The following is a 14,317-nucleotide window of genomic DNA, read 5'->3' on the forward strand; positions in this document are numbered from 1 at the left end:
TAATCAATCAAGCAATCAAGGCGACACCCAGATTCGAACTGGGGAATAATGGATTTGCAATCCACGGCCTTACCACTTGGCTATGTCGCCGCACGTTTATTTTGTGCTTAATAAGTATATCAAATTATTAGCCCGCTCGACTACAGCTTAGATCTCAATGGATTGCAGGCTGTTTGCTTTTGTGGCTAGTTACTATCTTAGATAAGGTTAGCTGAGTGCCCTGACGATTCCAATGGACGCGATCGAATACTTTATGTAGGATACATAAACCCCTACCACTTTCTGCTTCATCTTCAGGAAGCAAATAGTCCTCAAAATTGCAAGAATCTGAATCTTTAATTGTATTATTCTTCTTAGGAGTAAAGCCTCTACCTTCATCGGCAATAATCCAACAGTATTCTGAAGTAGTTACAGTAAACTTAACTATAACCATTTTATTGGGATCGAGTTCATTACCGTGTTTGGCGGCATTGACCAATGCCTCTTGCAGTCCTAATCTTAACTCTGCACGCCACTCAAGAGGAACGTTAGCTAACAATAAATCGAGAATGGGACATAGATAAAGTGTCGAAGCAAAGCTCATCGTACTCCACTTGTTTCTATTCCAGGGAATAGGTATAGCAATCACCGATCGTACCTCTATGTTAATTCTGTAATATCCGCACTTAAAAAGTTAGTAATCTACTGCTTCGAGGGGGGCAAAAACTATTTGAAAATAGAGACTTACATCCCCGTTAATTAGTATTTGACTAACAGTCGTGTCTTGGTGCGCGTTCCTTACTGAGTACGGGGAGACAAGCTCACGAAGTTTCCTCAAAAGTCACGCTTTATAACCCTCGGTGGGATCGCACCGCTACGGCGGAGTGATGTCTGAGTATCAATGGGAAGTTTGAGAGCACTATTGGGCTAACTTAATAGTTTTAATCAAAACTCAAACAAATCTTCTAACTCGATCGGTTTTATTTCGTTCTCGGGATATTTCACTTAATAATTGAACCCTCAAAACCATGATGTTCCCCTTTGAATTGTAAAAAATCCGTATATTTAATTGGTTCTTTATGATAATTATACAAAATTTTGTTGCTCGAAGCGATATTTGTCAGGTTTACTTAATTTTAGACAGTACGATTCCACACTCTATATGGGTGGTTTGAGGAAAAAAATCCGCAGGTTGAATCCAACGAGGTTGATAAATTCCAGATTGACAGAGAAGTTTGACATCTCTAGCTAAAGTAGCAGGTTGGCAACTAATATAGACGATCCGAGATGGTTGCATAGATAACAGAGTTGCGATCGCCTTAGAATCGCAACCTTTACGAGGGGGATCGAGAAAGAGGATATCGGGGACAAAATCGAGTTGAGGGAGATAATCCTCGACTTTAGCCACCTGAAAAGCAGCATTATCTATCTGATTTATCGTACCATTTTGCCGTGCCTGTTCTACAGAAGTGCAATAACTTTCGATACCGATAACCTGCTTGACCCGTTGGGCTAGAGGCAAGCTAAAGGTACCGATACCGCAGTAGGCATCGACTATGGTTTCCGTTCCCTGTAGGTTTAGTTCCGAGACGATCGCTTTTAATAACAATTCGGCAGCGGCGGTATTAATTTGAAAAAAAGTATCGGAACGAATGTGTAATTCCACTCCAGCAAAAATTTCTCGGATGTAGGGTTTTCCCACAACGGTATGAGTATTTTTACCGAAGATAACATTGGTGCGATCGCGATTTTGATTGAGACAAACTCCTACTAGGTTAGGGTATTTCTGCAACCAAATTTTTGCCTGTACTTCAATTTCTGGTAGCTCGAAGTCTGTGGTTACCAGAGTCAGCAGCATCTCACCAGTACGACTACCGATCCGAAGTCCCAGGTGTCGTAGTTTTCCCTGATGATTGGTTTCGTTGTAAATCGACCAACCTCTTTGCTGAAGATCTTGTTTGACTTCTCTCAGTAGGGGATGAAGGCTAGAATCTTGTACGGGACACTGATTGAGATTGATTAGCTTATGAGTTCCCCGACGATAATAACCAGCTTGGACTTGCCCTGAAGCCGATCTAGCCAAAGGATAGGTGGATTTGTTACGGTAATTGAGCCCGTAGGGTGAATGGAGAATTGGCTCTACTCGTACATCTTCAAAACCGCCAATACGTTTGAAAGCTTGAATTACCTGCTGTCGTTTTACCTCTCGTTGATATTCCCAGTCGATGTGTTGCCACTGACAACCACCACACTTGTCGGCGACGATACATCGGGGACGAATGCGATACTTAGAGGCAATTAATAGTTTTTCTAATTTGCCTCGTGCGTATTTAGATTTAAGTTGAGTTAGTTTAACTCTAACGCGATCGCCCGTTACAGTGTCGGGAACGAAGATGACTTTGCCCTGATATCTGCCTACTCCCTCGCTGCTACTACTGAGATCGCTTATGTCTAGAGTTATTAAGCTTCCCTGTTGCCATTGTTGACTCATTTAGAAATACTATTTGCGCTTGGCATATTACAAAAATAAAGCTTTAAGTTTAAAACGATTGATTCGGTGAGAAATAACTTTGGCGATCGCCTGAAGAAAATTACACAAACCATTTGTCTATTCTGGTTGACGATCCAGCCTGGTTTTGCTCTTGAGGTTACTGACGTTCCTCAACCCTTATTTCTTCATAGTAACTGGATTGCTGACGTTGCTGAGATATTAGATCGAGATACTAAAATTCAAATTAACCAAGATATTTCGCAGTTAGAAACAGACAAAGGCGATCGCATATATGTAGTTACAGTTTCCCAAATACCAGAACGTCTTACTTATAGAGAATTTGCTACCGCCTTGCTGTCTAGTTGGCAGATCGTAGCGTAGTGATGTTGGTAGTTATGGGCGATCGCCACATAGAAATTAAAACAGGTAGCGTCATCAGAAATATTATCAGCGATTCTCTTTTAAAAAAGATTATTGACGAGACTATCATTCCGCAATTTAAGGAAGATAATTTTAGTCGAGGTGTATTATTAGAAGCCCAAAGCTATACTACAATTAAAGATAGCGATACGATTGGCTATGGTAGCTACAGCAATTTTAGTAGTGGTAGCGATCTTGGCGATGCTGGAGGCGGTGGGGGTGGAGACTGGTAAGAAAAAAATGCTCCTTAATCCTTATAATTTAGGAAAAACGAGTAAAAGTAAATAAAAACTCCCCCAGAATTGGGGGATTTAGGGGGCAAATGAATAACTTTCGCTCTTTTGAGTAAAAATTTAAACTTTATCAAATTTTACAGATGACCAAACTTAACCTTCAAACCGTCGCGGGGATGGGGAGTAGGTACGGCAGTCAGTTCTAAGTTTTGATTGGGTAGTAATTCCGACTGATAGTTTTGCAATAGTTTTGCTGCAAATATCCGCATTTCCAGACGAGCGAATTCTTTACCCAAACATTCGCGCAAACCTCCACCAAAGGGGATATAGCCAAAGTTCTTTTGTTTATCTTCTTCCCTATCTGGGGCAAAGCGATCTGGATCGAAGAGATCGCTTTCGGAATAAATTTCCCGATCTTGATGGGTTTGGGCGATTTGATACTGTACCGTCCAACCTTTGGGGATACGGTAGCCGTTAAAAGTAAATGTCTCGATCGTTTTGCGAAAGCCGCCGCCGACTGGCGGAATTAACCGCATTACCTCTTTAATGGTTTGTTCGAGATAAGTCATCTTTTCGATTTCTTCTAAGGAAAGAGAAGAAGAAAGAGATAGGTGCTGCTGTTCTTCTCTCAGACGCTGCATCACTTCTGGATGTTGGGCAGTAAGGAGACAAAAAGAAGCGATCGCCGAAGTTAAAGTTTCATGTCCGGCAAATAATAGTAGTAGAATTTGGTCTTTTAGTTCTGCTACAGTCAGACTGTTACCTTCTTCATCTTTGGCTTTAATCAGCAAACCCAAGGCATCTTCTCCAGGATCTTCTTGTCGTTGGCGTTTGACAACTATTTCTTCAATATATTTAAGTAATGCTTTACGACAGCGTACTGCTTTGCCAAACTTCGTCCAAGGCAAATTTATCGGAATCGTAAACAAACCCGCACACCAAGTTTCAAATAATTCTGCCAAAGGTGTCTGGGAACCGCCGTCGGTACCTACCAAAAGATTGCTGGCAATATCAAAAGTATAGTTGCGTAGTTCGGGATACCAAGTCAATGTTCCCATTTGTTGCCACTTTTGCAGATACTTCTCGGTAATCCTTTCCATAGTAGGAATATAACTAGCTAAAGCTCTGGGTCGAAAAGCCTGATAGAGTAACTTACGACGAGAAGAATGAAAACTGCCATCGCGTACCGATAAAGATAGATCCCCGAGTAAAATTCTGGTACTTTTAGGCCATTGCGAGACGACATGTTTATTCTCGTTGCGAAATAAGAAAGTATTCGCCTCGGCACCAATCATAGTTACTGTACGATTGCCCAAAATATTGGTTTGATAGACCTTACCGTACTTAGCACGGCGTTTGGCACTAAATTGAGAGTCGGTAAAAAAACTGATGGTTTCGCCAATAAAAGGCAAACTTGTATTACCAGGAGGTTCGGGCAAATTATTAAATTCTTCTGTAGTTGCAGTCATAGTTGCCAAATCTTAATAGCGGCTCAATTTAGCATTGTAACTAAATATATCTCGGTGTTCGGCTAGAGGTAGGGCAATACTTCTCGTTTAAGACATTCCAATTTCTAGGGATAGCTGTAGAAATTATTTATGGTGGTAAAGAAGTGGGTTCTCAAGGAGATGGTACAGCGCAATTAATCCCTAGAGATTTTACGCAAATGCAGTGTTTGAAGTTAAAAATTGCCATTAGCCTGTAAACACAAATAAAATTTAAAGTTTGCTGCAATCGACACTAATCTCGCTCCAGTTTTTGGTAAGATCGACTATAATATTTATAGTAAAAATCACTATAATACGAAATATTAAGGATATTTAAACTAGTGTTTACAACTACCCTACCTATACCTAAAGCCGAGCGAAACTATATTCCTAACGATTTATTTACCGCCATTAACCAGCTCAAAAAAGAGTTAAAGGCGATCGTTTTAGCCCATTACTATCAAGAACCAGATATCCAAGATATTGCTGACTATATCGGTGATTCTCTGGGTTTATCGCAAAAAGCAGCGAGTACCGATGCAGAAGTAATCGTGTTTGCCGGGGTTCACTTTATGGCAGAAACGGCTAAAATTCTCAATCCCGACAAGTTAGTTTTGTTGCCCGACTTGAATGCAGGTTGTTCTCTAGCCGATAGCTGTCCCCCCAATGAGTTCGAGGCTTTTAAAGCAGCGCATCCCGACCATATCGTTATTTCTTACATTAACTGTACGGCAGAAATAAAAGCGTTGAGCGATATTATCTGCACCAGTTCCAATGCAGTAAAGATAGTCAACCAAATTCCTCAAGATAAACCGATTATCTTCGCTCCCGATCGCAATTTAGGTCGTTATGTTGCCGAAAAAACTGGTAGAGATTTAGTTTTGTGGCAAGGTAGCTGTATCGTTCACGAAACTTTCTCGGAAAAAAGAATTATCCAACTTAAAACTCAATATCCCGAAGCTAAAATTATCGCTCATCCCGAGTGCGAACCCCCCGTATTGCGACATGCTGATTTTATCGGCTCTACTACAGCCTTATTAAATTACTGTCAGACAAGCGGCGATCGCGAGTTTATCGTGGCGACAGAACCCGGTATCATTCATCAAATGGAAAAAGCTGCACCCCACAAAAGGTTTATTCCCGCACCGGCAATGAATAACTGTGCTTGTAATGAGTGTCCCCATATGCGCCTGAACACTCTAGAAAAACTCTATTTAGCAATGAAAAATCAAACTCCAGAGATTACTTTATCCGAAGACATTCGCGTTGCTGCATTAAAACCAATTCAAAAAATGCTGGAAATGTCTTAATCTTTTATCTCGATCTTCCTTCAACTGTTGACTTGGGTTGGGTTAGACTGAAGTTTTCAAGAAAAATTTGTCGAGCAATTTAGCGATCGCTCTAACCCAACAAAAAAGTAGATTGGATTTACTTAACCCAACCTACTGAACAATACTAAACTAAAGATATTAACTAGAATTTAGTTTCGAGTTACTGATATAAGCTTTGTATGCCTAACTCATTTGCCAAAGTGCTTTGTAAGTTCTCTGGTATTAGTACTCGATTGATGCCGTGAATAACTCCATTACTAGCCTGAATGTTAGGCTCGATTACGCTAGCATTATTAATGATAATATTGTCTTGATTAGCTTCGACTGCTAAGCCACCGCCTAGGGTTGCAACTTCTCCACTAGTAATTTCGCTAGCTGTTACTTGTTGGGGCAGAACGTGATAGGAAAGTACTTGCTGTAAAACTTCTTGATTTTCAGGTTGTAATAGATATTCTAAAGCTCCGTCTGGTAACTGATTGAATGCTTCATCTGTCGGCGCAAATACCGTATAACCCGCACCCGATTCTGATAGCTTATCTGTCAATCCTGCTGCTTGAATTGCTTGGGTTAAGGTATTAAACGATTCACTGCCAGATGCTACGTCTACGATAGTACCGCTAGCAGATTGGGATCCATTCATCGAGGAACCTTCCATCTGAGTTGAAGATTCCATCGAACTCGAATTAGTATGATTGTCCGCTAAAGCTGGAACTGCTAAAAATGAACTCGCGCCGAGAATACTAGTTAAAATGACTAGCTGCCGAGAAATTTTAGAAAAATAGTTGGGTGTCATATTATATGTATGTATTTACTATGTAAAGTTTAGTAAATTTAATTTAATTAACACTCTTGCCATTTAAAGATGTTTGAATTTACTAAGATCTTTAAATAGTCAGATGTTTTAAATAAATTACTGACTAAGCAATAAATTCTAGCCAATTTGTCTCTAACGTTAGATGTAGTTAATTTGAATCTGCTCTCAATATCGGCTTAATATCAGTTGGATGGTTCGATTAATTTGAAAATTGCGCTCGAGTCTGAAAACTGAAGCGATAAACAAGTTACGCTCGATGTTCTAAGAGTGAAAATTTGCAATCTTTAGTACCAAAATCAGATACCATACTTTAGATTGGACTATTATATTGCGCTTGCAAACAAATAAATATTTATGATTCCTCTCAGGGATGTAAATCCGACAAAAATTACTCCTTACGTTACTTATTCTCTAATTGCCATTAATATCTTAGCTTTTGTCTACGAATTGACTCTCGATCCTCAGCAATTAGATACTTTTTTTCATTCGTTTGCTATCGTACCTAAAGAGTTAACTGCTAGTTTCAATGGGATTAATTTAAATCCAGGCATACCAGAAATACTAACTCCGATTACTTCTCAATTTCTTCATGCCGGTTTTGCTCACATTGCCTTTAATATGCTCTTTCTATATATTTTCGGTAATAATATCGAAGAGCAGTTAGGAAGAATTAAATACCTGTTTTTTTATCTAGCTTGCGGCGTTCTAGCAGGTTTATCTCAGTGGTTTTTTTCGGCGATGTCTCAAGTGCCCTCTCTCGGTGCTAGTGGGGCGATCGCCGGAGTTATGGGCGCATATATTTTAAAGTTTCCCCAAGCTAGAGTGATAACTTTGGTTCCCTTGGGCTTTTTCTTTCCTGTTTTTAGGATACCTGCGGTTTATTTCCTCGGTTTCTGGTTTCTCGAACAAGCCTTTAACGGGATCGCTTCTTTTGAAGTTCAAGCTAGTGTTGGCATGGAAAATGGCGGTGTAGCCTACTGGGCACATGCTGGGGGATTTATCTTTGGCGCAATTTTAGCACCAATGTTAGGATTGTTTTCCGAGAAAACAAACGAGTACGAACCATTAGTCGATCGCTAGACCACGATCGCCGAGGTTAAATTTTCAAAATAAATTTGAGTCGATCATGCTTGCCAAAAGAATATTACCCTGTCTGGATGTCAATGCAGGGCGAGTAGTAAAGGGGGTTAACTTCGTCGATCTAAAAGACGCTGGCGATCCCGTAGAGTTGGCAAAAGTTTACAACGATGCGGGCGCAGATGAGTTAGTGTTTCTCGATATCACCGCAACTCACGAAGATCGAGGGACAATTATCGACGTAGTTTATCGCACCGCCGAACAAGTATTTATACCTTTGACTGTCGGTGGCGGTATTCAATCATTAGAAAATATTAAAAATTTGTTAAGAGCAGGAGCCGATAAAGTTAGTATTAATTCGGCGGCAGTTCGCGATCCAGAGTTCATTAATCGCGGGAGCGATCGCTTTGGCAAACAGTGCATCGTCGTAGCAATAGATGCTAGAAGACGTAACGATCTTGCCAATCCTGGCTGGGATGTCTATGTCCGTGGGGGTAGACAAAATACCGGTATCGATGCTCTTGAATGGGCGAAAGAGATGGAAGCTAGAGGCGCAGGGGAATTACTCATTACCAGTATGGATGCTGATGGTACTCAAGCTGGTTACGATCTGGAGTTAACCAGCGCGATCGCCAATTCAGTGGAAATCCCGACGATCGCATCTGGAGGAGCCGGCAACTGTCAACACATTTATGAAGCTTTAGACAAGGGCAAAGCTGAAGCCGCACTATTGGCTTCCCTGCTGCACTATGGACAGTTAACGATTGCAGAGGTTAAGACTTATCTGCAAGAACGAAACGTGCCGATTAGAATCGACTGAGATCCCTATGTCCGTTGGGAGGTCGATTGATATGAGTGGCGAAATATATATATTTTTACGTAGATCTTTAATAAAGCTTAAATTATTAGATAAAAGTTTCCTATTACTAAAAAATATGTATTAGAATAAACTAAAGTTTACGTTTCTTAAAAATGTTGATTCCGATTCTCATCTTCGATGTCGCTTTAGTGGCTTGGTCGCTGCATTTAATGCAGGAGGCTTTCGATCGGAAAGAATTTTCGTTAATGCTGGCGGGTACTTTAGTTGCTGCCTCTGCCGCTGCTATGTTGGTCGTTTATTTCATTATGGGAAGTTGTTTGAGTCGTATTGTCTAAACCCGACTCAGTAAATATACTTTATACTTTATAAATAATTATTATTTAGCGATCGAACTTAATCCGATTCAAAACTACAAAGTAATAACAACCAAATAAAACTTTTTTAGGCGATCGCAATTTTAGCCTTCGTTAATAATTAGTCAATGCTCGTTTAGTGGGCATACAATAACATCAAGTACAATAGCTTATTAGCAGCCGCAGTAGAAATTAGATTACGTAGACACGAGACATATCTGGCTCGTGGCTATATCTTATATAGTATATTACAAACAATATATTGAAATTAAAAATTCTCAGCAGCGAAAATATCTCCTGCAAACCATCAACGATTTCTCAGATAACTATTTATTTATACTGATTTGATGATAATAACGACTGGCGATCGCAAACTAATCAGTTTAAACGAGATAAATTAAATTTAACAGTTTAATGGCGATCGCGAGTATGAAAAAAAATCGGATTTTTTGGACGACTGCAATTATTGGTGCGATCCTCGACCAAGCAACCAAATATTGGGTGGCTCAAAATTTCGTCGAAGTCGGCTACACCGTTCCACTATGGCAAGATGTCTTTCACCTAACATATGTAATAAATACGGGTGCGGCTTTTAGCTTCTTTAGTGGAGGAGTTGGCTGGCTGCGCTGGTTGTCTCTAATAGTTAGCTTGGGATTAGCTGTCTATGCTCTTACTTCACGGATGAGCACAACAGAGCAGTTAGGTTATGGATTTATTTTAGCCGGAGCTTTTGGGAACGGAATCGATCGCTTTTTATTTGGTTATGTAGTAGATTTTCTCGATTTTCGCCTGATTAATTTTCCCGTATTTAATTTAGCCGATGTTGCGATTAATATTGGTATTTTGTTTTTATTAATTTACAGCTTTAGAAATTCCAGTAATAAAAGGGCTTAAATGGGCTATGTGAGCAATATTTAAAATCGATACCTATAGCAATTCAACTAAAACCTTAAAATCCAATTTAACAGTAACAATGACACGATTTCTTATCGGCACTATTGCAGCAATGGGGCACGTGGTTCCCGCTTTGCCAATTACTCGACAGTTAGTGCGACAGGGACATGAAGTTTGGTGGTATACGGGAGAAGGACTAAAAGAAATTATAGAATCTACCGGAGCCCATCACGTTTCAATTCGTCGGGGTATCGATCTGACGCGCCCAGAGACTATTCCTAATTGGCTAGCTCAAAGAGACTCACTCAAAAAAGTTAGCCAATTTAAATTCGATCTCAAACATATTTTTATCGATATGGCAGTCACACAGCTACAAGATTTAACCGAAATCCTTGAAGAATTTTCCGCCGATATTTTGTTGTGCGATGTTTTTTTCTTGGGAATGTCGTGGCTGCATGAAAAAACAGGATTGCCTTGGGCAGCATTTGGAATGTCAGCTTTACTTTTCAATAGTCGTGACACTGCTCCTTTTGGATTGGGTTTACCGCCAGACAATTTACTCTTGGGAAGGCTGCGGATGCGGAGTTTAAACTGGCTAACTAAAAACGTCCTGATGAAAGACGTAACGATCTATTTAGACCGTATGCGGCAAAGTGTAGGTTTGTCAGTAAAAAGACAAGACTTTTTTAGTGCGGCACTATCGCCGTTTCTCTTTCTTCAAGGATCGACACCCTCTTTCGAATATTCCCGCAGCGATCTTGCACCGCAAATTCACTTTATAGGTACGCTAATTCCAGAAGCGTCGGCAGATTTTGTTCCTCCGCCTTGGTGGTCAGATTTAGATAGCGACATACCAACTGTATTCGTGACTCAGAGAACGGTTGCTACAGAGGCTAGTATATTTACTCATACCGACGATTCAAGCTTTAGCAGAGAAACAATGTTGGTAATTGCTGTTACAGGCAAACAAGGGATTAAAGCTCTCGATCTTGCTTCCATTCCCGTCAATACACGCATCGAACCTTTTATTCCCTACGCACATTTACTACCTCGCGTCGATTTCATGGTTACCAATGCTGGATTTAATGGAGTTCAAACTGCTTTGGCTAACGGCGTACCAATGGTTACGGCAGGTCAGTCGGAAGACAAACCGGAAATTTGCGCCAGAGTAGAGTGGTCTGGAGTGGGAATCAAGTGGGAATCAATTTAAAAACCAGTACGCCAACTGCCGCTCAAATTCGGGATGCGGTTAAAGCAATTTTAGCATCACCGAGTTACAAACAAAACGCAGAAAAAATAAAACGAGAAATTGACTCTTACAATGCTCGTGCGATCGCAGTAAATTTGCTAGAAAAGTTGGCGGCAACAAAACAGCCTATTTTTCGGTAAATGAAGCAAAATTGAGAAAATTTGTAAAACGCCGCTCTATGTTTGTAGTTTTGGTTTTTCTTAGAATCGATTTAGTGGCAATAGTTAATCTTGGCAATTATGAAAGCAATACCGACAGTTAAAACTTCTTCTAACTGGCTTCGAACTATTCGTATGATCGATGCGATTTTACATCCTCTAGATTTTCTTGAAGAACGCAAGAGAAAATATGGAGATTTTTATCAAGTTACTTTTAAAAATTCTCCGCCAACTGTGATGACTAGTAATCCCAAAGCGGTTGAAGATATTTTTACTGCTTCTCCAGATATGTTTGAAGTGGGTAAGAGTAATAAAATTTTAAAGGCTTTAGTCGGGGATAATTCTTTATTGTTGTTAGATGGCAAAGCTCATCGAAATCGTCGCCGGTTATTGATGCCTCCTTTTCACGGAGAATCTTTACAAAAATTCAGTCAGCAAATTGTCAGTATAACCAATAAAGTAGGCGATCGCTTGGAAGTAGACCGAGCTTTTAGAGTTCGTGAAATAATGCAAGAAATTACTTTGCGAGTGATTTTAACTGCGGTATTTGGTATTGATTCTGGAGAGAGATGCGATCGCCTGCGGGAATTATTAACTAAACTTTTAGATATATTTAATACTCCTTTAAGTTCGAGCTTCATGTTTTTCCCGATTCTACAACGAGATTGGGGAAAATTTAGTCCTTGGGGACGTTTTTTACTGTTGCAACGAGAAATTAGAAGTTTAATTTACAAAGAAATAACCCAAAGGCGCGAACTACTAGCTATGGGCAAATTAGAAAGCAAAGATATTTTTAGCTTGTTGCTATCGGCTAGAGACGAACTTGGTGAAGGAATGACCGATGAAGAACTCCATGATGAATTGATAACTTTATTATTTGCCGGACACGAAACAACTGCTTCGGCTTTAGGTTGGCTGTTTTACTGGGTTCACTATCTGCCAAAAATAAAAGAAAAGTTACTTTTTGAGTTAGATTCTCTGGGAGAACATGCTGATTATCGGGAAATAAACAACCTGCCTTATTTAAACGCCGTGATTTCAGAAACGCTGCGAATTTATCCTATTGCCGCAGGAACTTTTGCTCGCATTCTTACTAAACCAATGTCTGTTATGGGATACGATTTAAACCCCGATACCTGGTTGATGATTTCTATTTATTCCCTTCACCACCGAGAAGATTTATATCCCGATCCCAAACAGTTTAAACCAGAACGATTTTTACAAAGAACTTACTCTGCATACGAATACTTGCCCTTTGGGGGCGGAAATCGGCGCTGTATTGGCTCGGCTTTAGCGTTACTAGAAATGAAGTTAGTTACTGCCACGCTTTTATCCCGTTTCCAATTTGAATTAACCAGCAACCGTCCGATGTTACCCGTAAGACGTGGTTTAACTATGGCTCCCCCAAGTTCTTTCAAAATGGTGGTTAAAAGTAAGGTAGAGTAGCTCTTCTGGTGTCTAACTAGCGATCGCTCCAGACAATAACTATTAACTGTAATCTGTAACAAGCGATCGCTCATCATATTAATAACCACCAATTAATCATCGATAATGTCGCGAACGAAGAGCTTTTGCTGTTTGGAGTGCTCGCCTAATGAGCGATTCGCCACGAGAGAAACTTCGATAGCCGTTCCTGGATGAAGAAATTCTGGAGAAACGGGCAGTTTACCCAATTCTATAGTAAAGCGATCGCCTTCCCGCACGATTGCTTCAGTGGGAACTTCTCCTTGGTATTTAGTTTGATAATCGAACACCCGACGATACCTAGCATCATCTGCAGAAGGACTAACCCGATATTTAATGGTAAAATTTGTAGCTACCACATCTGATTGATTAGCTTTGTCGAGTAGATGCCACTGAAGATTGCTGCCGTTTCCCTCGATTCCCTTACTTGTCAGTCGAGTTACATCATCTTCTTTGACTGCATTAAAGACGAATAACTCGGTAATGTTATCGTTTTTAAGAGTAGTAGTTTCTAGCCAAAGCTCGTCTGGAAGTACGACCTTAGCATCATTCTCTCCCTTCAAACTCAAAATAACTTCTTCTTCGGCAAATTTACTAACGGGTTGTGGGGCATCCCAAACTAGCAATACTGTATGTTCGTGTCGTGCCACTAGTTCTTGGTATTCCTCACTTATAATCGAACCAGGGGCAAATAAATTGGTCGCACCTGTTTTAGTTTCCCAAATATTTTTAGAGACGGTAAAACCGCGATCTTGCAGATCGCGAAGGGGAACAGTAGCTTCGGGGCGATCTGGGTCGAGAGATTTATCTAAATTAATTAGAGTTAGCTTACCCAAACGTCCATCTCTACCTGCGATCCCGTCTCTTCCCTTTCTTCCGGGATAACCATCGAGACATTGAAATTCTTTTGTAGTACATTTATAGTCAGAACTTCCAGCTTTACCCGTACAGGTTTCTTGATTCCAGTAAGAAGTATCACACTCACAACCGCTGCCACCTTCGCCGCCAACGCCAGGACTACCGCCTTCTCCTCCCGTAGCAATTACGTAGATTTGCTGGAGATTGCTTTTATCGGTAGTATAAACGGTCAGGGCACCTCCATTACCACCGGCACCACCGTTGCCTCCTTCTCCGCCATTACCACCATTAGAACTGCGTAAGTCTTTGTTTAAATTTTTGGGTTGTTCGTCGCAAACAGCATCAGTTCCTTTGCCACCGCTACCGCCAGGATAGCCATTTTCTCCAGATAGATCTAAGGTCATGGGGGAACCGTCAGCGAATACGGTAAGACTATCACTGTCACGTCCGTCTTTACCTTTTGCTCCAGGGGTTCCCTGTTCTCCAGGTTCGCCAAATTCTTCGATCTCAGCAGCGATCGCCGTCCAACAGGAGCTCGATGCAGTTTCGGAAGCAGGAATTGTTAATTGAGGTAAAGCCAAAATAGCGGTGTAGATCGATATTTTGCCAAGAAGAGATAAGTGCATAGCAAGAAAAAATTATCTTCGGATCGTATTTTCGCTATTTGTGTATGGCACATTTTTTTGAAT

13 protein-coding genes, 1 tRNA gene and 2 pseudogenes are annotated in these 14,317 nt (G+C 40.5%); 10 read left to right on the forward strand and 6 right to left on the reverse strand.

Annotated features, from left to right (window positions below; genetic code table 11):
- Nucleotides 1-18: 18 nt before the first annotated feature.
- The 3 genes from ACLFKQ_RS04820 to rlmD form a co-directional block, all read right to left on the reverse strand.
- Nucleotides 19-90 (reverse strand) — tRNA-Cys (locus ACLFKQ_RS04820).
- Between the two features lie 64 nt (nt 91-154).
- Nucleotides 155-628 carry an ATP-binding protein gene (locus tag ACLFKQ_RS04825; protein WP_448998732.1) on the reverse strand — a complete coding sequence of 158 codons (474 nt, stop codon included), beginning with the start codon at nt 626-628 and terminating at the stop codon, nt 155-157.
- 477 nt (nt 629-1,105) lie between these two features.
- Nucleotides 1,106-2,470, reverse strand: coding sequence for a 23S rRNA (uracil(1939)-C(5))-methyltransferase RlmD (gene rlmD / locus ACLFKQ_RS04830; protein ID WP_448998733.1), 1,365 nt, complete (start codon nt 2,468-2,470; stop codon nt 1,106-1,108).
- A gap of 66 nt (nt 2,471-2,536) precedes the next feature.
- Here rlmD and ACLFKQ_RS04835 point away from each other — a divergent pair.
- A pseudogene (locus tag ACLFKQ_RS04835) lies at nt 2,537-3,123 on the forward strand (TPM domain-containing protein).
- A 137-nt stretch (nt 3,124-3,260) separates the two neighbouring features.
- On the opposite strand, the gene ACLFKQ_RS04840 reads toward ACLFKQ_RS04835, so the two are convergent.
- On the reverse strand, nt 3,261-4,592 hold the full coding sequence (locus ACLFKQ_RS04840; protein WP_448998734.1) for a cytochrome P450: 1,332 nt from the start codon (nt 4,590-4,592) through the stop codon (nt 3,261-3,263).
- 125 nt (nt 4,593-4,717) lie between these two features.
- On the opposite strand from ACLFKQ_RS04840, the pseudogene ACLFKQ_RS04845 reads away from it, so the two are divergent.
- Nucleotides 4,718-4,828 (forward strand): annotated as a pseudogene (locus tag ACLFKQ_RS04845) (GHMP kinase); the annotation flags it as partial.
- Nucleotides 4,829-4,951: 123 nt separating this feature from the next.
- Nucleotides 4,952-5,920 carry a quinolinate synthase NadA gene (gene nadA / locus ACLFKQ_RS04850; protein ID WP_448998735.1) on the forward strand — a complete coding sequence of 323 codons (969 nt, stop codon included), beginning with the start codon at nt 4,952-4,954 and terminating at the stop codon, nt 5,918-5,920.
- Nucleotides 5,921-6,101: 181 nt separating this feature from the next.
- Here the strand turns inward: nadA and ACLFKQ_RS04855 are convergent, their stop codons facing one another.
- A complete protein-coding gene (locus ACLFKQ_RS04855) occupies nt 6,102-6,734 on the reverse strand; it encodes a fasciclin domain-containing protein (RefSeq protein WP_448998736.1) in 633 nt (210 codons plus the stop codon).
- Nucleotides 6,735-7,109: 375 nt separating this feature from the next.
- On the opposite strand from ACLFKQ_RS04855, the gene ACLFKQ_RS04860 reads away from it, so the two are divergent.
- From ACLFKQ_RS04860 to ACLFKQ_RS04890, 7 genes are all read left to right on the forward strand, one after another.
- Complete coding sequence (locus ACLFKQ_RS04860; protein WP_448998737.1) at nt 7,110-7,835, forward strand: rhomboid family intramembrane serine protease; 726 nt, start codon at nt 7,110-7,112, stop codon at nt 7,833-7,835.
- 46 nt (nt 7,836-7,881) lie between these two features.
- Nucleotides 7,882-8,652, forward strand: a complete 771-nt coding sequence (hisF, locus tag ACLFKQ_RS04865) for an imidazole glycerol phosphate synthase subunit HisF (protein WP_448998738.1) — start codon at nt 7,882-7,884, stop codon at nt 8,650-8,652.
- A gap of 152 nt (nt 8,653-8,804) precedes the next feature.
- Complete coding sequence (locus tag ACLFKQ_RS04870; protein WP_448998739.1) at nt 8,805-8,987, forward strand: hypothetical protein; 183 nt, start codon at nt 8,805-8,807, stop codon at nt 8,985-8,987.
- Between the two features lie 447 nt (nt 8,988-9,434).
- Nucleotides 9,435-9,899, forward strand: coding sequence for a signal peptidase II (gene lspA, locus ACLFKQ_RS04875; protein ID WP_448998740.1), 465 nt, complete (start codon nt 9,435-9,437; stop codon nt 9,897-9,899).
- Nucleotides 9,900-9,978: 79 nt separating this feature from the next.
- Entirely contained in the window at nt 9,979-11,109 is a 1,131-nt protein-coding gene (locus ACLFKQ_RS04880) for a glycosyltransferase (RefSeq protein WP_448998741.1), read from the forward strand.
- Nucleotides 11,094-11,288, forward strand: a complete 195-nt coding sequence (locus ACLFKQ_RS04885; RefSeq protein WP_448998742.1) for a hypothetical protein — start codon at nt 11,094-11,096, stop codon at nt 11,286-11,288. Before ACLFKQ_RS04880 ends, ACLFKQ_RS04885 begins: the two co-directional genes overlap by 16 nt.
- A 99-nt stretch (nt 11,289-11,387) precedes the next feature.
- On the forward strand, nt 11,388-12,752 hold the full coding sequence (locus ACLFKQ_RS04890) for a cytochrome P450 (protein WP_448998743.1): 1,365 nt from the start codon (nt 11,388-11,390) through the stop codon (nt 12,750-12,752).
- Between the two features lie 92 nt (nt 12,753-12,844).
- Here the strand turns inward: ACLFKQ_RS04890 and ACLFKQ_RS04895 are convergent, their stop codons facing one another.
- Nucleotides 12,845-14,254 (reverse strand): collagen-like protein, encoded by a 1,410-nt coding sequence (locus tag ACLFKQ_RS04895; RefSeq protein ID WP_448998744.1) that lies wholly within the window; start codon nt 14,252-14,254, stop codon nt 12,845-12,847.
- Nucleotides 14,255-14,317 lie beyond the last annotated feature (63 nt).

The sequence above is a fragment of the Myxosarcina sp. GI1(2024) genome (assembly GCF_053543375.1).

Bases quoted from the DNA above. Each gene is read 5' to 3' on its own strand.
- ACLFKQ_RS04880 (WP_448998741.1), top strand. From the start codon at position 9,979: ATGACACGATTTCTTATCGGCACTATTGCAGCAATGGGGCACGTGGTT.
- ACLFKQ_RS04855 (WP_448998736.1), bottom strand. From the start codon at position 6,734: ATGACACCCAACTATTTTTCTAAAATTTCTCGGCAGCTAGTCATTTTA.
- ACLFKQ_RS04890 (WP_448998743.1), top strand. From the start codon at position 11,388: ATGAAAGCAATACCGACAGTTAAAACTTCTTCTAACTGGCTTCGAACT.
- ACLFKQ_RS04870 (WP_448998739.1), top strand. From the start codon at position 8,805: ATGTTGATTCCGATTCTCATCTTCGATGTCGCTTTAGTGGCTTGGTCG.
- ACLFKQ_RS04860 (WP_448998737.1), top strand. From the start codon at position 7,110: ATGATTCCTCTCAGGGATGTAAATCCGACAAAAATTACTCCTTACGTT.
- lspA (WP_448998740.1), top strand. From the start codon at position 9,435: ATGAAAAAAAATCGGATTTTTTGGACGACTGCAATTATTGGTGCGATC.
- rlmD (WP_448998733.1), bottom strand. From the start codon at position 2,470: ATGAGTCAACAATGGCAACAGGGAAGCTTAATAACTCTAGACATAAGC.
- hisF (WP_448998738.1), top strand. From the start codon at position 7,882: ATGCTTGCCAAAAGAATATTACCCTGTCTGGATGTCAATGCAGGGCGA.
- ACLFKQ_RS04895 (WP_448998744.1), bottom strand. From the start codon at position 14,254: ATGCACTTATCTCTTCTTGGCAAAATATCGATCTACACCGCTATTTTG.
- ACLFKQ_RS04840 (WP_448998734.1), bottom strand. From the start codon at position 4,592: ATGACTGCAACTACAGAAGAATTTAATAATTTGCCCGAACCTCCTGGT.